The organism is Delftia sp. ZNC0008 (assembly GCF_000799035.1).
Taxonomy (GTDB): domain Bacteria; phylum Pseudomonadota; class Gammaproteobacteria; order Burkholderiales; family Burkholderiaceae_C; genus Comamonas; species Comamonas tsuruhatensis.
Genome location: NZ_JTKZ01000278.1, coordinates 20,592 through 37,223 on the forward strand (window position 1 = coordinate 20,592; position 16,632 = coordinate 37,223).

A 16,632-nucleotide genomic window follows, 5' to 3' on the forward strand; every position below is an offset into this window, starting at 1 on the left:
GATTCACATCGGAGGAGGAAAAAGCATGTTGACATCGAACAACCGGCGTTCGCGCCAGCGCGGTCTGTCCTTTCTGGGACTGGTGTTTGTGATTGCCCTGGGCGTGGGTGTGGTGGCCGTGGGCGCACAATCCGTGCCGGTCTTCCTGGAGTACCAGGCCATCGTCAAGGCCGCCAACAAGGCGGCCCGCGAAGGCAATTCCGTGGCTGACGTTAAAGCCGGCTTCAATCGCTCAGCCCAGATCGACGACATCAAATCGATTACGGGGGAGGACCTCGAAGTGACCAAAATCAATGACCGTGTGGTGGTGGGGTTCGAATATTCGCGCGAGATCCATCTCGTGGGCCCCGCCTACCTGACTTACCGTTTTAAGAAGCAGACCCAATAGGTGCCTCCCTTACTGAATGCGCTGCAGCTGAGGCTGCAGCATCAATTTGCCGAGCCTGCATTGCTGCAGCGTGCCGTCACGCACCGCAGTTTCTCGGCAGACAACAACGAGCGCCTGGAATTCCTCGGTGACTCGGTGCTGAATCTTGCCATTTCCAGCCTGCTCTACCAGCGGCTCAGTTCCATGCCCGAGGGCGATCTGTCCCGCGTGCGCGCCAACCTGGTCAAGGAAGGCACGCTGCACCAGATCGCGCTGAGGCTGCAGTTGCCCGATCTGCTGCGCCTGGGCGAAGGCGAATCCAAGTCGGGCGGCAAGCAACGCCCCTCCATCCTGGCCGATGCGGTCGAGGCCCTGATCGGCGCAGTGTATCTGGACGCCGGCTACGCTGCGGGCGAGAAGGTGGTACACCATCTCTTCGAGGGCGTGGACATCAACCCCCACATGCGCGCAGCCGAAAAGGATGCGAAGACGGCCCTGCAGGAATGGCTGCAGGGGCGGCGCATGAAGCTGCCGCAGTACGAAGTGGTTGCCACCACGGGCGCCGCCCATCGCCAGACCTTCGAGGTGGCCTGCGCGATTGCCGAGTTGCAACTGCAGGCCCGGGGAACGGGTGCCTCGCGCAGGGCCGCCGAGCAGACGGCTGCCACAGCCATGCTGGAACTATTGAAAGCAAGACACGCATGAACCAAGACAAACCCCCGGCGCCGGCACAGACCGCCGCCGAACTCGACGCCCTGCTGGCTGCGGCCAAGCCCGGCGCTGGCGCAGCTCGCACGGCATCCGCTGCTGATGACACCCCGGCACCCGAGGTGCCGACCGGCCCGCAGCGCTGCGGCCTGATCGCCATCGTCGGCAAGCCCAATGTGGGCAAGTCCACGCTGATGAATGCGCTGGTGGGCCAGAAGATCAGCATCACCTCGCGCAAGGCGCAGACCACGCGCCACCGCATCACGGGCATTCGCACGCGCGCTGCGACGCAGTTCATCTTTGTCGATACGCCGGGTTTCCAGACCAAGCACAGCACGGCACTGAACAAGTCGCTCAACAAGACCGTGATGGGCGCCATCGGCGACGTGGACCTGATCCTGTTCGTCGTGGAAGCCGGCCAGTTCACGCTGGCCGATGCCAAGGTGCTGTCGCTGTTCAAGCCTGGCATCCCCACGCTGCTGATTGCCAACAAGCTGGACACCGTGGGCCGCCGTGCCGAGATCGCCCCCTGGCTCAAGGGCATGCAGGAGCGCCATCCGTTCGCCGAGTTCGTGCCCATGTCGGCCAAGAACAAGGGAGACATCGAGCGCCTGTTCGGTATCTGCGAGAAGTACCTGCCCGAGCAGGACTGGATGTACGCCGCCGACGAGCTGACCGACCGCAGCGAGAAGTTCCTCGCCTCGGAGACCGTGCGCGAGAAGCTGTTCCGATTCACGGGCGACGAGCTGCCCTACACCTCCACGGTGGTCATCGACAAGTTCGAGGAAGAGGCCAGCAAGCAGCACAAGCGTTTCATCCGCGTGGCGGCCACCATCGTGGTCGAGCGCGACGGCCACAAGGCCATGATCATCGGAGAGAAGGGCGAGCGCCTCAAGCGCATCAGCACCGAGGCGCGCCAGGAGCTGGAAAAGCTCATGGATGCCAAGGTCTTCCTCGAAGTCTGGGTCAAGGTCCGCTCCGGCTGGGCCGACGACGAAGCCCGCGTGCGTTCGTTCGGCTACGAGTGAGCACCCTTACCGCAAGGCCCTGGGTCCATGGCTAGCGCCAAGCGTGTCTCGGACGAGCCGGCCTTCGTCCTGCACAGCTACGACTGGAGCGAGTCCAGCCTGATCCTTGAGGTCTTCACGCGTCACCGGGGCCGCGTGGCGCTGGCGGCCAAGGGCGTCAAGCGGCCGACCTCGAACTTTCGCCCCGTGCTGCTGCCGCTGCAGCCGCTGAGCCTGAGCTACAGCCTGGGCGGCGAGGGCAATGGCGAGATCCATACCCTCAAGGGCGCAGAGTGGGTGGGCGGGCATGTCATGCCCCAGGGTGACGCCCTGCTGTCGGGCCTGTACCTCAACGAGCTGCTGATGCGCCTGCTGGCGCGCGACGATCCCTACGCGGCGCTGTTCGACATCTATGCCGGTGTGGTGCGCGTGCTGGCAGGCCAGCATGGCGATGCCATCGAGCCCGTGCTGCGCACCTTCGAGCTGCTGCTGCTGCGCGAACTGGGCCATCTGCCTGCCTTGAATGAGGAAAGCGCCACGCTGGCGCCGCTGGCCGAGGGGCGTCGCTATGTGCTGGTGGCCGAAGGCGGCCTGCGCCCGGCGCTGCAGGGCGAGCGCGCCGTGCTGGGCGCTGCGCAATGGCAGGCCATTGAGAGCGCGCTGCAGGCACGGCAGGCCTTCAACGCCACACTGCATGTGGTGGCCCAGCCCGAGGCGGCGCTGGCCCTCAAGCCCCAACTGAGGGCCTTGCTGCAATACCATTGCGGCAGTCCCATGCTGCGCACCCGCCAGCTGATGATGGATCTGCAATCGCTATGAATCTTTCCCACGCTTCGCAGCGCACGGCGCTGTCGGTCAATGTCAACAAGGTTGCGCTGCTGCGCAACACGCGCCATCTGGGCATTCCCAGCGTGACGCGCGCCGCGCGCATCTGCCTGGAGGCCGGTGCCCAGGGCATCACCATCCATCCGCGTCCCGACCAGCGCCATATCCGCAGCGAAGATGTCTATGAACTGCATGCGCTGATGAAGCATTGGCCGCAGGCGGAGTTCAACATCGAGGGCAACCCGACGCAGAACCTGATGGACTTCATCCGGGCCACGCGCCCGCACCAGGCCACCTTCGTGCCCGACAGCGAGGACCAGTTCACCAGCGACCATGGCTGGAACTTCCCGCAGGATGCCGAGCGCCTGAAGCCGCTGATCGCCGAATGCCGCCAACTCGGCGTGCGCGTCAGCCTGTTCATGGACCCGGTTCCCGCACAGATGGCCGCTGCGCGGGCCGTGGGCGCCGACCGGGTCGAGCTGTACACCGAGCCCTATGCGGCCGCCTGGGGCACGGCAGACCAGGAAGTTCAACTGCAGGCCTACGCGGCGGCGGCCCAGGCTGCGCTGGACGCCGGGCTGGGCATCAATGCCGGCCATGACCTCAGCCGCGACAACCTGGCCGCCTTCGTGGCGCGCGTGCCGGGCCTGCTCGAAGTCTCCATCGGCCATGCGCTGATCGCCGACGCGCTGGAGCTGGGCTACGCCCAAACCGTGCGCGCCTACCAGCAGTGCATAGACCAGGGCATGGCGGCGCGCGCCTGAAGCTTTCGCGGAGCGAATCCATGATCTACGGCATCGGTACCGACATCTGCGACGTGCGCCGCATCCGCGCCAGCCTGGAGCGCCATGGCGACCGTTTCGCCGAGAAGGTGCTGGCCGAAGGCGAACTGTCCACCTGGCGAGCCCGCCGCGCGCGCTGGCCCGAGCGCGGCATCCGCTTCGTCGCCACGCGCTTTTCCGCCAAGGAGGCCTTTTCCAAGGCCATAGGCATGGGCATGGTCATGCCCATGACCTGGCGTAGCTGCGAGGTCGTCAAGCTGCCCAGTGGCCAGCCAGCCATCGTGCTGCACGGCGCGCTCAAGGAATGGTTCGAGGCGCGCAACCTGCAGGTGCACCTGTCCGTGACCGACGAGAGCGACTACGCGGCCAGCTTCTGCGTGGTCGAGCGCCGCGCCTGACACCCGGCCGGCGCAGCGCTGGCTTTTTTGACTCCACAGGATTCATAGCATGACCGAGCACGCACCCCTGATCATCGACATCGCCGGCAAGGCGCTCACCGACGCGGACCGCCGGCGTCTTGCGCATCCGCTGGTCGGCGGCATCATCCTCTTCGCCCGCAACTGGGAAAGCCGCGAGCAACTGGTGCAGCTGTGCGCCGATATCAAGGGCGTCAAAGCCGACCTGCTGATCTGCGTGGACCACGAGGGCGGGCGCGTGCAGCGTTTTCGTGCCGACGGATTCACGCATCTGCCGCCCATGCGCGCCTTCGGCCAGATGTGGATGGACGACGGCAAGGGCAGCAAGCAGCGCGAAGGCAGCGGCGCCCTGGCTGCCATGAACGCCGCCACGGCGGCCGGCTACGTGCTGGGCACCGAACTGCGCGCCTGCGGCGTGGATTTCAGCTTCACCCCGGTGCTGGACCTTGACTACGGTGCCAGCAGCGTCATCGGCGACCGCAGCTTCCACCGCGACCCGCGCGTGGTGGCGGCGCTGGCCCGCAGCCTCATGCACGGCCTGCTGCAGGCCGGCATGGGCAACTGCGGCAAACACTTTCCCGGCCACGGCTTCGTCAAGGCCGACTCGCATGTGGACATTCCGGTCGATGGCCGCAGCCTCACCGCCATCCTGGGCGAGGACGCCGCGCCCTATCCCTGGCTGTCCAGCGTGCTCACGGCCGTGATGCCGGCCCATGTGATCTACCCCAAGGTCGACAGGCGCCCGGCCGGTTTTTCCGCCAAGTGGCTCAAGGACATCCTGCGCAGCCGCCTGCGCTACGACGGCGCCATCTTCAGCGATGACCTGAGCATGGAGGGCGCGCGCCGCATCGACGGGCAACTCATCGGCTACACCGACGCAGCCCTGGCCGCGCTGGAGGCCGGCTGCGACATGGTGCTGCTGTGCAACCAGAGCCTGGGCCTGGGCGAGCATGTGGACGAGCTGCTGGCCGGCATGGAGGCCGCGCAGCGCAGTGGCCGCTGGCAGCCCGATGCCGACAGCGAATCGCGCCGCCTGGCCCTGCTGCCGGAGACCGTGCCCCAGCCCTGGGACGACCTCATGCGCCAGCCGGCCTACCTCCAGGCGCTGGACCTGCTGCCTTGATGGATTGACGAGCGCAGCGGCTGGCCGGCTGAGGCCTGGCGGGCTTTGCAAAGGCTGTGCGGGCCATGGAGGACGCGCACGCCAAGTGTTTTCACAGGAGAGTTTTCCCATGCGCGTTGGCGTGCTGACCGGAGGTGGCGACTGCCCCGGCCTGAATGCGGTGATCCGTGCGGTCACCAAGTCCCTGATCAACCACGGCCAGTGCGAGGTGCTGGGCATTGCCGACGGCTTCGAGGGCCTGATGCTCGACCCGCCCGGCGTCAAGCCCCTGGGCTGGGACGAGGTCTCGGGCATCCTGCATGTGGGCGGCACCATCCTGGGCACCAGCAACAGCGCCAACCCCCTGCGCGATGCGGCCACGCTGGAGCATGTGGGCCGCAATGTCCGGGCACTGGGCCTGGACGTGGTGGTGGCCATCGGCGGCGACGGCACCATGAGCCTGGCGCATGGCCTGGCCGAACAGGTGGGCCTGACCTGCGTGGGCGTGCCCAAGACCATCGACAACGACATTGCCAATTGCGAGCGCAGCTTTGGCTTCGACACCGCCGTGGCCACGGCCACCGAGGCGCTGCGCCGCATCGAGAGCACAGCCAACAGCCACCACCGCGTGATGATCGTCGAGACCATGGGGCGCCATGCCGGATGGCTGGCGCTGGAGGCCGGCATTGCCGGTGCGGCCGACGTCATCCTGCTGCCCGAGATCGACTACGACCTGCAGGCCATCGTGGATTTCTGCCGCATGCGCGAGCAGCGCCAGCGCTACACCATCATCTGCATCGGCGAGGGCGCCAAGGAAAGCGGTGCCAGCCTCACGGTGCGTGAGCGCATAGAGCAAAGCCCGGACCCCGTACGCCTGGGCGGCGTCGGCCATGTGCTGCGCGAGCGCCTGCAGCCCCATCTCAGGAGCGAGGTGCGCACCACGGTGCTGGGCCATGTGCAACGCGGCGGCGACCCCACTCCCTTTGACCGCGTGCTGGCCACCCAGTACGGCCACCATGCGGCGCAGCTGGTGCTGTCGGGGCGCTTCGGCCGCATGGTCACGCTGCAGGGTGGCGAAATCGGCAGCGTGGAAATCTCCCGCGTGGCCAACACCCAGCGCACCGTGCCGCTGGACCACGGCCTGCTCACCATGGCGCGCGACATAGGCATTTGCCTGGGCGAGCCCCGCAAGCCTGCTGCGTCGCCGGCCGCCGCTGGCCGCCACTGAGCCCGCCATGCGGCAACAGGGGCGCATCACCGGCTGGAAGGACGAGCAGGGCTTCGGCTTCATCGAGCCCGATGGCGGCGGGGCGCCGGTCTTTGTCCACATCAAGTCCTTCACCGATCGCCGCCGCAGGCCCGAGGGGGGCGAGCGCGTCAGCTACGTACCCGGCCGCAATGCCCAGGGGAAATGGCGCGCCCAGGATGTCGCCTTCATTGGCGAGTCCAGGAGCGGCCATCCGCAGCCTGCGCGGCGACGCCGTGCCGGCATGTCCTCGCGGCCTCAGTCAACTGTGCGAGGCCAGGTGGCAGTGGGGCTGGCCGCTGCCTTCTTCTGCGTGCTGATGGCCGTTGCCTGGATTGGCCGCATGCCCTGGGCACTTGTCGGCCTGTATGCGGCGGCAAGCCTGGTGACCTTCATGGTCTACGGATTCGACAAGTCCGCCGCCGTGCACGACCGCTGGCGTACCAGCGAAGGCCGCCTGCACCTGCTGGCGCTGCTGGGCGGCTGGCCTGGCGCGCTGCTCGCGCAAGGGCTGCTGCGGCACAAGTCCAGCAAGGCCTCGTTCCAGTTGGTATTCTGGATCACCGTGGGGATCAACTGCGGCCTGCTGGCCTGGCTGCTGTCACCGGCGGGTGCGCCGTTGCGGGCTCTGGCACCCGGCATCTTCTGAAGACCCAAGGAGCAGGCGATGACCCAGGCTGGACCAGGGGCCGAAATGCCCAGCGCAAACGATGCATCGCTGCAGACCTGGCAGGCGTCTTGGGATAGCGCCTGGTCCGCACTGGGTGCCAGCGCACCGCAGCCTGTGCTGGCCGAGCTGCTGCAAAGCTACAGCGAGCCCCAGCGCCACTACCACACGCTGCAGCACTTGGGCGAGGCCCTGGCCTTGTTGCAGCCGGCGCTGTCTCTGGCCGAGCACCCCGGCGAGGTGGCACTGGCGCTGTGGTTCCATGACGCTGTCTACCAAACGCAAGCCAAGGACAACGAGGCGCGCAGCGCCGACTGGGCCGCCGCCGTGCTGCGTGAACAGGGTCTGCCTGCCGATGTGGCCGGGCGCGTGCACGGCCTGATCATGGCGACCTGCCACGCGGCACAGCCGTCCGGGATCGACGCCCAACTGCTGGTGGATGCCGACCTGGGCATTCTCGCGGCCGACCCTCTGCGGTTTGCCGAGTACGAGTTGCAGGTGCGGGCCGAGTACGAATGGGTGCCCTTGCCGCTGTACCGCGCCAAGCGCCGCGAGGTGCTGCAGGGCTTCATGCAGCGCGAGGCCATCTACTGCACCGACTGGTTCGGGCAACGGCTGGAGGCGCGGGCGCGGTGCAACCTCGCGCAGGCGCTGGGTTTGTAGGCGGCGCCTGTGTCGGCATCCTATGATCGGGGGCTGCTGCGGGCCGTGCAGGCCTGCCTCCCTCTCTTTCTTATCTTGCCCAGGCTCTGCCTGGCTCACCGGACGCGCAGATGACCACCCTTGGAACCCCTTACTCCCCCCATGCCACCAAAGTCATGCTGCTGGGCAGCGGCGAACTCGGCAAGGAAGTGCTGATCGCGCTGCAGCGCCTGGGCGTGGAAACCATTGCCGTGGACCGCTACGAGAACGCGCCCGGTCAGCAGGTGGCCCACCACGCACGCACCATCACCATGAGCGATCCGGCCCAGCTCAAGGCCTTGATCGAGGCCGAGAAACCCCACCTGGTCGTGCCCGAGATCGAGGCCATTGCCACGCCCATGCTCGAAGAGCTGGAAGCGGCAGGCGTGGTCACCGTGATCCCCACGGCCCGCGCCGCGCGCCTGACCATGGACCGCGAAGGCATTCGCCGTCTGGCCGCCGAGACGCTGGGCCTGGCCACCAGCCCTTACCGCTTCTGTGATTCGCAGCAGGAACTGCAGGCTGCCATCGACGGCACGGATGGCCAGCCCGCCATCGGTTTCCCCTGCGTGGTCAAGCCCGTGATGAGCAGCTCGGGCAAGGGCCAGAGCAAGCTGGACGGCCCGGACGACGTGGCCAAGGCCTGGGACTACGCCATGGCCGGCGGCCGCGTGAGCCATGGCCGTGTGATCGTCGAAGGCTTCATCGACTTCGACTACGAAATCACCCAGCTCACGGTGCGCGCCAAGGGTGCGGACGGCCAGGTGCAGACGCATTTCTGCGATCCCATCGGCCACATCCAGCAGTCCGGCGACTATGTGGAAAGCTGGCAGCCCCATCCCATGCACCCGGCGGCGCTGCAGAAGTCGCGCGACATCGCCAAGGCGGTGACCGATGACCTGGGCGGCCTGGGCCTGTTTGGCGTGGAGCTGTTCGTCAAGGGCGAGCAGGTCTGGTTCAGCGAAGTCTCTCCGCGCCCGCACGACACGGGGCTGGTCACGCTGGCCACGCAGTGGCAAAGCGAGTTCGAGTTGCATGCGCGCGCCATTCTGGGCCTGCCCGTGGATGCCTCGCTGCGCAATCCCGGCGCCAGCGCCGTGATCTATGGCGGGCAGGATGCCGAAGGCCTGGTGTTCGACGGCGTGGACGAGGCCCTGGCCGTGCCGGGCACGGACCTGCGCCTGTTCGGCAAGCCAGAGAGCTTCGTCAAGCGCCGCATGGGCGTGGCCCTGGCGCGCGCCCAGGATGTGGAGCAGGCGCGAACCAACGCCAAGCTGGCCGCCAGCAAGGTCCGGCCGCGCAAGCCCTGAGGCGCTGCCCAATGACAAAGCCGCCGTCCCTTTGCCGGGCGGCGGCTTTTTTCATGGGGTGCCGGCCTTAGTTGGTCGTGTGCATGGGAGGCTGCGAGGGCTGGGCATCATGCGGCGTGGTCAGCCGGATGGCGCGCTCCTCCTCGCCATGGCTGGCATGCTCGCCATCCGCGCCCAGGCCCCCCTTCCAGCGCCGGACCACGCGCTGGAAGATCAGCGAGTTGGGGATCTGCAGCAGATTGGGTGAGCCATCGGGCGCATGGGCGTCCTGCAAGGTGGTGTAGAGCATGTTGATGTCGATCACGCGGCCCTTGGCACCGGGCTTTTCGGCCGTGTCCAGCACCTCGATGTAGTCGCCCAGGCGAAAGGGCCCGACGATGACGATGAGCAGGGCGCAGAACAGGTTGGACAGCACGCTCCAGGCCGCAAAGAAGGCCACGGCGCCCACGGTGGCAAAGCCGGTGAAGGCCGTCCACAGCACGGTGGCCGAGACGCCCAGGCGCTCCAGTACCAGCGGCACGGTGGCGGCAATCAGAATCCAGCGGAACACGCCGCGCAGCGGCACCAGCAGCTCCGGCGGTAGGCCGTAGTGCCTGCCCGCGCGTGCGATCAGCCGGCGAACCAGGCGATTGAGCAGCCAGGCCGCACCGATGATCAGCAGGATCTGGGCACCGGGGATGATGAACTCCAGCCAATCCTGCATCCAGGCGGGCAGGTGCGCTTGAAAACGACGCATAACTTCAAACATTCAGGAAACAGGAATCCGCTTTCGGGACCCGGATGCGCAGCTCGCGCGCGCCCGGCATTGAGCTGCGATCGTAAGCGCAGGCGCAAGGCCCGGCAGTCAGGTGCGGCGCTGCTCCACCGTGTCCATCTGCATCTCGAAGCTGAAGAAGCGGTCGCGCCCCTGCGCCTTGGCCGCGTACAGTGCCTGGTCGGCGCGCATGAGCATGGCTTCGGCGCTGGTGTATTCGTCGGGGACGCAGGTGGTGATGCCGCCCGACAGCGTGAGACCCGATTCATGGGGTGAGTCGGGGTGGCGTATGCGCAGCACGCGCAGCATCTGGCCCACGGCGCGCGCAAACGTCATGGCGCCCGAGCGTGGCGTGCGCGGCAGGATGAGCGCGAATTCCTCGCCGCCATAGCGCGCCGCCACGTCACGGGGGCGTACGCAGACCTCGCGCAGCAGGCGTCCGATCTGTTTCAGGCATTCATCGCCATGCACGTGGCCATAGGTGTCGTTGTAGCGCTTGAAATGGTCCAGGTCGCAGAGCATCAGCGTCAGCGGCTGGCCTTCGCGGCGGGCCGAGGCGATCTCGGCATGCAGGATGCGGTCGAAGCCTCGGCGGTTGACCAGGCCCGTGAGCTGGTCGAGCTCGACCATTTCGTTGAGCTTCTGGTTGGCCTCATGCAGCTCGGCCGACAGCGATACCAGGCGCCTGCGCATGTCCAGCAGGCGGCGCATGGCGCGCAGCTTGGCCACGAGCACGATGGGCTTGACGGGCTTGACCAGGTAGTCGTCGCCTCCGGCCTCGATGCCGCGCCACACATCCAGGTCATTGTCCAGGCCGGACAGGAAGATGACGGGCGTCCACTCGCCGGGCTCTGCCTCGCGCAGCTGGCGGGCGACCCAGTAGCCATCCTCGCCGGGCAGGCGGATGTCCAGCAGCACCAGGTCGGGGCGCTGCTCGCGGAACAGGACCAGGGCGCTGGGGCCATCGGCAGCCTCCAGCACGCGGGTCACGCCCGCGTGCAGCAGCTCGCTGACCAGGCTGGTGCGCACCGAGGCCTGGTCTTCCACGACCAGCACGCAAAACGGCGATGCCTCGTCCGTCGGCTTGGCGAAGCGCGCTCCGGTGGGCTCGATGGCGGGAGAGTCGGTGCTGTCGGTGGGCGAAGGTGGTGGGGCAGCGGGCATGGCCTTCAGGGTTGTGAGACCAGAAATGGGTCAGGGGGCTGCGCAGTACGCGGCATGGGGGTGGCGCCAGTGTAAGTCGGTCGTTGTATTCGTGTGCGATTGTGGATGCCCGGCTTTCTTCAGGCCAGGGGCAGGTCCGTGCGGGCCCGGCTGGCTTCGTCGTGCCATTGCACGAAGGCGTCGGCGGCCGCACACAGGCGTGGGTTGCCAAGTTGCTGCAGCAGCCTGCAAGCTGCAAAGCCCTGGGCTTTTTCGTCATAGGCAAGCGCCCACTGGCGGCGCTCTTGCCGCGTCTGCTCGGGCTGGGGCCAGCGGCGCAGCGAGGTGGACAGTCCGGTCAGGCCCATGCGCCAGGGCTTGCCCGATACGCGGGCGCGAAAGCACTGCTGGCGCTCGCACAGCAGGGCATAGAGAGGGTCCACCTGCAAGGCGTCGAACAGCTGCGTGACGGCAGGGTCGTCGGGTGCGAAATCGATATGCGTGACGATGACACGCAGGCCCTTGGGCGTTTCATAGACGCGCAGCCCCCAGTCGGCATGGCTTTGGTGGAAGGCCTGCACGCGCTCCATGGCGCGTGCGGACGGCGAGTCCGTGGCCGCGCGCCGGCGCGCCTGCCGCGCCTCCCACCAGCGCTGCACGCGCCGCATGGCCAGGAACAGCAGCAGCACGACCAGCGCTGTGGCCACCATCCTCGAATTGTTCTTGTGCGGTGCCAGCCGGGCCAGCCAGGTGGCGGCCGAAGCCAGCAAAAGCAGGGTCACGACGGGAAAGCGCACAGCGCTCGGCGGCTCGGGCAGGTCGATATCGGCGATGGCCACGCGCTCGGTGTTCAGGCAGTGGGCGCCGTAGCTGTTGCGCGTCATCACCGTGCCGTCGCGGCGCTGCAGGACTTCTTCGCGTATGGGGGTGGTGACGCCGTCGAGCGCGTACTCGTTCTTCCATTCCATGCGCGGCTCGCCTGGGGGCAGCGCCGCATTGCGGGCGTCTTGCAGGGCCTTGGCGGCACGCTCCTGGGCGTGGGCCTGGGCAGCCTCCTGGCTGGTATCGGACCATCCCCAGCGCTGGACGGTGATGCCGTGGGTGGGGCGGCTTTCATGCCGCAGGCGCGCCTGCGCCCAGTAGGTGGGGATTTGCATGGCGAGCCAGTATAGGGAAAAGCCGCCTGGCTCCCAAGGGAACGCAGGCGGCTTCAGTTGGCCATGCGCGCAGGCGCTGGATGCCGGGGGTTTACTGTTCGCGGCGCAGGGCGGGGAACAGGATCACGTCGCGGATGCTGGCGCTGTCGGTCAGCAGCATCATCAGGCGGTCGATGCCGATGCCGCAGCCGCCCGTGGGGGGCATGCCGTACTCGAGGGCACGCACGAAGTCGTGGTCGAAGTACATGGCTTCGTCGTCGCCGCCGTCCTTGGCCTGGACCTGGGCGTTGAAGCGCGCGGCCTGGTCCTCGGCGTCGTTGAGCTCGGAGAAGCCGTTGCCGAATTCACGGCCCGTGATGTACAGCTCGAAGCGCTCGGTGACTTCGGGGCGCTCGTCATTGGCGCGTGCCAGCGGCGAGATCTCGGTGGGGTGCTCCATGATGAAGGTGGGCTGCCAGAGCTTTTCCTCGACCACTTCCTCGAAGTACAGCACCTGCAGGCTGGCCAGGGTACGGGTGGACAGGCGGTCCTTTTCTTCCGTCATGCCCAGCTTGCGCAGGGCATTGGTCAGCCATTCGCGGTCGGCCACCTTGTCACCGGCTTCGGTGAACTTGACGATGGCCTCGGGAATGGTCAGGCGCTGGAAGGGCTGGGACAGGTCCACGGGCTTGCCGCCGTAGGTCAGCTGCAGCGTGCCCACGGCCTTTTGCGCGGCGTCGCGCACCAGTGCCTCGGTGTAGTCCATCAGGTCGCGGTAGTTCCAGTAGGCCGCGTAGAACTCCATCATGGTGAACTCGGGGTTGTGGCGCACCGAGATGCCTTCGTTGCGGAAGTTGCGGTTGATTTCGAACACGCGCTCGAAGCCGCCGACCACCAGGCGCTTGAGGTACAGCTCGGGCGCGATGCGCAGGTACATCTCCTGGTCCAGCGCGTTGTGGTGGGTGACGAAGGGCTTGGCGTTGGCGCCGCCGGGAATGGGATGCAGCATGGGCGTCTCCACTTCCAGGAAGCCGTGCTCCACCATGAATTCGCGGATGCCCGAGACGGCCTTGCTGCGCGCGATGAAGCGGCGGCGGGCCTGCTCGTCCATCATCAGGTCCACATAGCGCTGGCGTACCTTCTGCTCCAGGTCGGCCATGCCGTGGAACTTGTCGGGCATGGGGCGCAGGCTCTTGGTGAGCAGGCGCAGCGTCTGCACCTTGACCGACAGCTCGCCGGTCTTGGTCTTCATCAGCGTGCCCTCGGCGCCCAGGATGTCGCCCAGGTCCCAGCGCTTGAAGGCCGCATAGACCTCCTCGCCCACGGTGTCGCGCGTGATGTACAGCTGGATGCGGCCGTGCGTGGGGCCCAGCGATCCGTCCTGGATGGTGGCAAAGCTGGCCTTGCCCATGACGCGCTTGAGCATCATGCGGCCGCCCAGGCTGACCTGCACGGATTCGGCGTCCAACTGCTCGGCGCTCTTGTCGGCATGGGCCTGCTGCAGCGCCTCGGCGCGGTCGGCCGGCTTGAAGTCGTTGGGGAAGGCCACGCCGCCCTGTTCACGCACCTGTTCGCGCAGGGCCTTGAGTTTTTCGCGGCGCTCGGCGATGAGTTGGTTTTCGTCCTGGGGAGCGGTCTGGTCCGCTGCAGATGGTGTGTTGTGTTCGGTCATGACAATGAGCGCCAGCGCAAAACGCCGAGGGGCCGGAAAAAAGCCGGAGGGGAAATCGGGGAAAGCCGAAAAAAAGCCAGGCGGGAAGGGCTGGAAAATGCAGCGGCAGCAGCAAATGCCACCGGCAGGCCCCGCAGCTGGCGGGCTGAATCCGCGATTTTAAGTTTTTTGCCGCGCTTTCGGTGCGTGGTGCCGTCAATGTGCCGGACCTTGCTGCGGTATGACGCCGCAGGACCGCCAATTCGTCAGTGCGCAGCGGGCGGGGGGCCGGGCGCCGTCCCCTGCGAATTGCCTATGCCGCTGCGTTCCAGCACATCCGCCACCAGCTCCAGCCGCACCAGCGGGCTGTCTAAGGCCATCAGTTGCTGCTTGATGGACACGGGCAGGGGCAGCAGCTCGGTCCAGCGGTTGGCCACCCAGCCGCAGTCGCCCATCTGTTCGGCGCTGGGCAGCCGGGCATGGTCGGCGTCGGTGGATCGTGCGTGCAGCTGCATCAGCACCTGGGCCAGGGCCTGGGCCGTGGCGAGCAGGTGATCGGGGACGGGGACGGCGGTGTCGGCAGGCAGCAACTGCACATCGGCCACCCACAGGCCGTGGGGCAGCTGCCGGTGATCCTGCATGCGAAAGCGCTGCGTGCCCTCGCACTGCAGGTGCAGCAGGCCGGGCTGGGGCTGCTGCAGCTGGACGATGCGTGCCAGCGTGCCCACGGCATGCAACTGCTCGGCGGCCGCACCGGCCTTGCGCACTTCGCTGCCGGCCTGCAATGCCACCACGCCGAAGGGGGCTCCCGTGCGCTCGCACTTGCGGATCATGTCGAGGTAGCGGACCTCGAAGACGCGAAGGCTCAGCAGGCCTTGGGGAAAAAGGACGCTGCCCAGAGGGAAAAGCGGCAGGGAGTGCAGTGCGGTAGGGGCGGTCATGTGATGGGCGGGATGCGGCAGCTATCATCCCATGCTGTGCCAAGGCCGGCTGGCCGTGGTCCGATCTTCCTCTCGCAGTCCTACAACGCCATGCTTTTTCAGATCGTTTCCTTTTTGCTCGACGTGGTCGTTGGCCTGCTGACCGGCGTCTGCCTGTTGCGCATGTACATGCAGGCCCAGCGCATTCCCTTCGGCAACCCGGTCGGCCAACTGGTGTTTGCGCTGTCCGACTGGATCGTGATGCCGCTGCGCCGCGTCATCAAGCCGGCCGGGCGCTGGGACATGTCCAGCCTGATCGCGGCCTTCCTGCTGCAGATGCTGCAGTTCGTGCTGCTGTGGCTGCTGATGGGCGGGCAGTCCAATGTGCTCGCCCTGCCGTGGCTGGCCCTGTGCGGCCTGGCGCGCGTGGCGCTGTCGGGCATGGTGGGCGTGCTGCTGATCTATGTCATCTTGTCGTGGGTGCAGCCGCAGTCGCCGATGTACGGCGTGCTGCAGCGCCTGTCCGAGCCCATGCTGCGGCCTATTCGCCGCATCGTGCCCCTGATCGGCGGTATCGATCTGTCGGCACTGGTGGCTCTGGTGCTGCTGCAGATTGCGCTGATGGTGCTGGGCTATATCCAGGGCTCGGGCCTGATGCTGCTGGCCTGATTTCCCCAGTTTCCCGGACGTGAAAAAGCCGCCGCAGGCACCCACCTGCGGCGGCTTTTCTGTGTCTGCGCGAGGCTTTACTGAACAGCGTCGGCCGGCAGGCGCTGCAGCATGGCAAGCGATGCGGCGATGCGGTCGCGCAGCTCGCGGCGGTCCACGATCATGTCCACGGCGCCCTTGTCCTGCAGGAACTCGGCGCGCTGGAAGCCTTCGGGCAGCTTCACGCGCACGGTGGTCTCGATCACGCGCGGGCCGGCGAAGCCGACCAGTGTCTTGGGCTCGGCAATGACGATATCGCCGACGAAGGCAAAGCTGGCGGAGACGCCGCCGAAGGTGGGATCGGTCAGCACCGAGACGTAGGGCAGGCCCTTCTTGGCCAGGCGCGTGAGCGCTGCATTGGCCTTGGCCATCTGCATCAGGCTCAGCAGGCCTTCCTGCATGCGCGCGCCGCCGGTGGCGGTGAAGCAGATGAAGGGGACCTTCTGCTCGATGGCGGTCTCGACGCCACGCACGAAGCGCTCGCCGACCACGGAGCCCATGGAGCCGCCCATGAATTCGAACTCGAAGCAGGCTGCGACCACGTTGACGCTCTTGATGGCGCCGCCCATGACGACCAGGGCATCGGTCTCGCCGGTGTTCTCCAGCGCTTCCTTGAGGCGCTCGGGGTACTTGCGGCTGTCCTTGAACTTCAGGGCGTCGACAGGAATGACTTCCTGGCCGATCTCATAGCGGCCTTCGGCATCCAGGAAATGGTTCAGGCGGGCGCGCGCGCCGATGCGGTGATGGTGGCTGCAGCTGGGGCAGACGTTCTGGTTTTTCTCCAGATCGGCCTTGTAGAGCACGGTCTCGCAGCTCGGGCACTTGATCCACAGACCTTCGGGGATCTGCTGGAGGCGATCCGTAGGGTTGGTTTGCTGGATTTTGGCAGGCAGGAGTTTTTCAAGCCAGGACATGGTGTTTCCTTTTCAGGCGCAGGGCATGCGGCACCGGGCCGCATGCAAGGGCTGCATTATGCGACCTACGCGTCGAGTGCCTTGCGCACGCCGCGCAGGAAGTCGATGGTCAGGGGGACGATCTTTTCGTGGGGTTGGCCGTCCAGCATCTCGATGATGCGGCTGCCGATCACCACCGCATCGGCCACGCGGCCGATGGCCTGTGCCGTGGCCGCGTCGCGGATGCCGAAGCCCACGCCCACGGGAATGCTCACGTGCTCGCGGATGCGCGGCAGCATGGCTTCCACGGCTGCCG

19 protein-coding genes are annotated in these 16,632 nt (G+C 67.0%); 12 read left to right on the forward strand and 7 right to left on the reverse strand.

The window, feature by feature from the left end:
• The first annotated feature begins 25 nt into the window (after positions 1-25).
• The 11 genes from L995_RS09160 (at position 26) to purT (ending at position 9,111) form a co-directional block, all read left to right on the forward strand.
• Complete coding sequence (locus tag L995_RS09160; RefSeq protein ID WP_016447787.1) at positions 26-388, forward strand: DUF4845 domain-containing protein; 363 nt, start codon at positions 26-28, stop codon at positions 386-388.
• A complete protein-coding gene (rnc, locus tag L995_RS09165) occupies positions 389-1,072 on the forward strand; it encodes a ribonuclease III (RefSeq protein WP_012207060.1) in 684 nt (227 codons plus the stop codon).
• A complete protein-coding gene (gene era, locus L995_RS09170; protein WP_016447786.1) occupies positions 1,069-2,103 on the forward strand; it encodes a GTPase Era in 1,035 nt (344 codons plus the stop codon). Before rnc ends, era begins: the two co-directional genes overlap by 4 nt.
• Before the next feature lie 27 nt (positions 2,104-2,130).
• Positions 2,131-2,901 carry a DNA repair protein RecO gene (gene recO / locus L995_RS09175; protein ID WP_047471145.1) on the forward strand — a complete coding sequence of 257 codons (771 nt, stop codon included), beginning with the start codon at positions 2,131-2,133 and terminating at the stop codon, positions 2,899-2,901.
• On the forward strand, positions 2,898-3,671 hold the full coding sequence (locus L995_RS09180; RefSeq protein ID WP_047471146.1) for a pyridoxine 5'-phosphate synthase: 774 nt from the start codon (positions 2,898-2,900) through the stop codon (positions 3,669-3,671). Before recO ends, L995_RS09180 begins: the two co-directional genes overlap by 4 nt.
• A 20-nt stretch (positions 3,672-3,691) precedes the next feature.
• Entirely contained in the window at positions 3,692-4,087 is a 396-nt protein-coding gene (gene acpS, locus L995_RS09185; RefSeq protein ID WP_016447783.1) for a holo-ACP synthase, read from the forward strand.
• Between the two features lie 49 nt (positions 4,088-4,136).
• Positions 4,137-5,228, forward strand: a complete 1,092-nt coding sequence (gene nagZ / locus L995_RS09190) for a beta-N-acetylhexosaminidase (RefSeq protein WP_016447782.1) — start codon at positions 4,137-4,139, stop codon at positions 5,226-5,228.
• A gap of 109 nt (positions 5,229-5,337) precedes the next feature.
• Positions 5,338-6,435: a 6-phosphofructokinase gene (locus L995_RS09195; RefSeq protein WP_047471148.1), complete on the forward strand. Its 1,098-nt coding sequence runs from the start codon at positions 5,338-5,340 to the stop codon at positions 6,433-6,435.
• A 7-nt stretch (positions 6,436-6,442) separates the two neighbouring features.
• Positions 6,443-7,102 (forward strand): DUF1294 domain-containing protein, encoded by a 660-nt coding sequence (locus tag L995_RS09200; RefSeq protein WP_016451183.1) that lies wholly within the window; start codon positions 6,443-6,445, stop codon positions 7,100-7,102.
• Between the two features lie 18 nt (positions 7,103-7,120).
• Entirely contained in the window at positions 7,121-7,783 is a 663-nt protein-coding gene (locus tag L995_RS09205) for an HD domain-containing protein (protein WP_047471151.1), read from the forward strand.
• 110 nt (positions 7,784-7,893) lie between these two features.
• Complete coding sequence (gene purT / locus L995_RS09210) at positions 7,894-9,111, forward strand: formate-dependent phosphoribosylglycinamide formyltransferase (protein ID WP_016447778.1); 1,218 nt, start codon at positions 7,894-7,896, stop codon at positions 9,109-9,111.
• Between the two features lie 67 nt (positions 9,112-9,178).
• On the opposite strand, the gene L995_RS09215 is transcribed toward purT, so the two are convergent.
• The 5 genes from L995_RS09215 to L995_RS09235 all read right to left on the reverse strand — a co-directional run bounded on the left by L995_RS09215 (position 9,179) and on the right by L995_RS09235 (position 14,736).
• Positions 9,179-9,847, reverse strand: a complete 669-nt coding sequence (locus L995_RS09215) for a mechanosensitive ion channel family protein (RefSeq protein ID WP_174538860.1) — start codon at positions 9,845-9,847, stop codon at positions 9,179-9,181.
• Positions 9,848-9,955: 108 nt separating this feature from the next.
• Entirely contained in the window at positions 9,956-11,029 is a 1,074-nt protein-coding gene (locus L995_RS09220) for a GGDEF domain-containing response regulator (protein WP_047471153.1), read from the reverse strand.
• A gap of 119 nt (positions 11,030-11,148) precedes the next feature.
• Positions 11,149-12,165, reverse strand: a complete 1,017-nt coding sequence (locus L995_RS09225; protein ID WP_047471155.1) for a hypothetical protein — start codon at positions 12,163-12,165, stop codon at positions 11,149-11,151.
• A gap of 91 nt (positions 12,166-12,256) precedes the next feature.
• On the reverse strand, positions 12,257-13,816 hold the full coding sequence (gene lysS, locus L995_RS09230) for a lysine--tRNA ligase (protein ID WP_016447774.1): 1,560 nt from the start codon (positions 13,814-13,816) through the stop codon (positions 12,257-12,259).
• 245 nt (positions 13,817-14,061) lie between these two features.
• Positions 14,062-14,736, reverse strand: a complete 675-nt coding sequence (locus L995_RS09235) for an LON peptidase substrate-binding domain-containing protein (protein ID WP_047471158.1) — start codon at positions 14,734-14,736, stop codon at positions 14,062-14,064.
• 90 nt (positions 14,737-14,826) lie between these two features.
• Between L995_RS09235 and L995_RS09240 the strand changes: the two genes are divergently transcribed.
• On the forward strand, positions 14,827-15,384 hold the full coding sequence (locus L995_RS09240; RefSeq protein ID WP_016447772.1) for a YggT family protein: 558 nt from the start codon (positions 14,827-14,829) through the stop codon (positions 15,382-15,384).
• A 77-nt stretch (positions 15,385-15,461) separates the two neighbouring features.
• On the opposite strand, the gene accD is transcribed toward L995_RS09240, so the two are convergent.
• Together accD and L995_RS34290 are read right to left on the reverse strand one after the other, a co-directional pair.
• Entirely contained in the window at positions 15,462-16,337 is an 876-nt protein-coding gene (gene accD, locus L995_RS09245) for an acetyl-CoA carboxylase, carboxyltransferase subunit beta (RefSeq protein WP_016447771.1), read from the reverse strand.
• 65 nt (positions 16,338-16,402) lie between these two features.
• The coding region (locus L995_RS34290) for a tryptophan synthase subunit alpha (protein ID WP_231574392.1) at positions 16,403-16,632 on the reverse strand (230 nt) is incomplete at its 5' end.

Excerpts from the sequence above, each read along its gene's own strand:
- L995_RS09160 (WP_016447787.1), top strand. The coding sequence starts at position 26 with ATGTTGACATCGAACAACCGGCGTTCGCGCCAGCGCGGTCTGTCCTTT.
- era (WP_016447786.1), top strand. The coding sequence starts at position 1,069 with ATGAACCAAGACAAACCCCCGGCGCCGGCACAGACCGCCGCCGAACTC.
- recO (WP_047471145.1), top strand. The coding sequence starts at position 2,131 with ATGGCTAGCGCCAAGCGTGTCTCGGACGAGCCGGCCTTCGTCCTGCAC.
- L995_RS09180 (WP_047471146.1), top strand. The coding sequence starts at position 2,898 with ATGAATCTTTCCCACGCTTCGCAGCGCACGGCGCTGTCGGTCAATGTC.
- acpS (WP_016447783.1), top strand. The coding sequence starts at position 3,692 with ATGATCTACGGCATCGGTACCGACATCTGCGACGTGCGCCGCATCCGC.
- nagZ (WP_016447782.1), top strand. The coding sequence starts at position 4,137 with ATGACCGAGCACGCACCCCTGATCATCGACATCGCCGGCAAGGCGCTC.
- L995_RS09195 (WP_047471148.1), top strand. The coding sequence starts at position 5,338 with ATGCGCGTTGGCGTGCTGACCGGAGGTGGCGACTGCCCCGGCCTGAAT.
- L995_RS09200 (WP_016451183.1), top strand. The coding sequence starts at position 6,443 with ATGCGGCAACAGGGGCGCATCACCGGCTGGAAGGACGAGCAGGGCTTC.
- L995_RS09205 (WP_047471151.1), top strand. The coding sequence starts at position 7,121 with ATGACCCAGGCTGGACCAGGGGCCGAAATGCCCAGCGCAAACGATGCA.
- purT (WP_016447778.1), top strand. The coding sequence starts at position 7,894 with ATGACCACCCTTGGAACCCCTTACTCCCCCCATGCCACCAAAGTCATG.
- L995_RS09215 (WP_174538860.1), bottom strand. The coding sequence starts at position 9,847 with ATGCGTCGTTTTCAAGCGCACCTGCCCGCCTGGATGCAGGATTGGCTG.
- L995_RS09220 (WP_047471153.1), bottom strand. The coding sequence starts at position 11,029 with ATGCCCGCTGCCCCACCACCTTCGCCCACCGACAGCACCGACTCTCCC.
- L995_RS09225 (WP_047471155.1), bottom strand. The coding sequence starts at position 12,165 with ATGCAAATCCCCACCTACTGGGCGCAGGCGCGCCTGCGGCATGAAAGC.
- lysS (WP_016447774.1), bottom strand. The coding sequence starts at position 13,816 with ATGACCGAACACAACACACCATCTGCAGCGGACCAGACCGCTCCCCAG.
- L995_RS09235 (WP_047471158.1), bottom strand. The coding sequence starts at position 14,736 with ATGACCGCCCCTACCGCACTGCACTCCCTGCCGCTTTTCCCTCTGGGC.
- L995_RS09240 (WP_016447772.1), top strand. The coding sequence starts at position 14,827 with ATGCTTTTTCAGATCGTTTCCTTTTTGCTCGACGTGGTCGTTGGCCTG.
- accD (WP_016447771.1), bottom strand. The coding sequence starts at position 16,337 with ATGTCCTGGCTTGAAAAACTCCTGCCTGCCAAAATCCAGCAAACCAAC.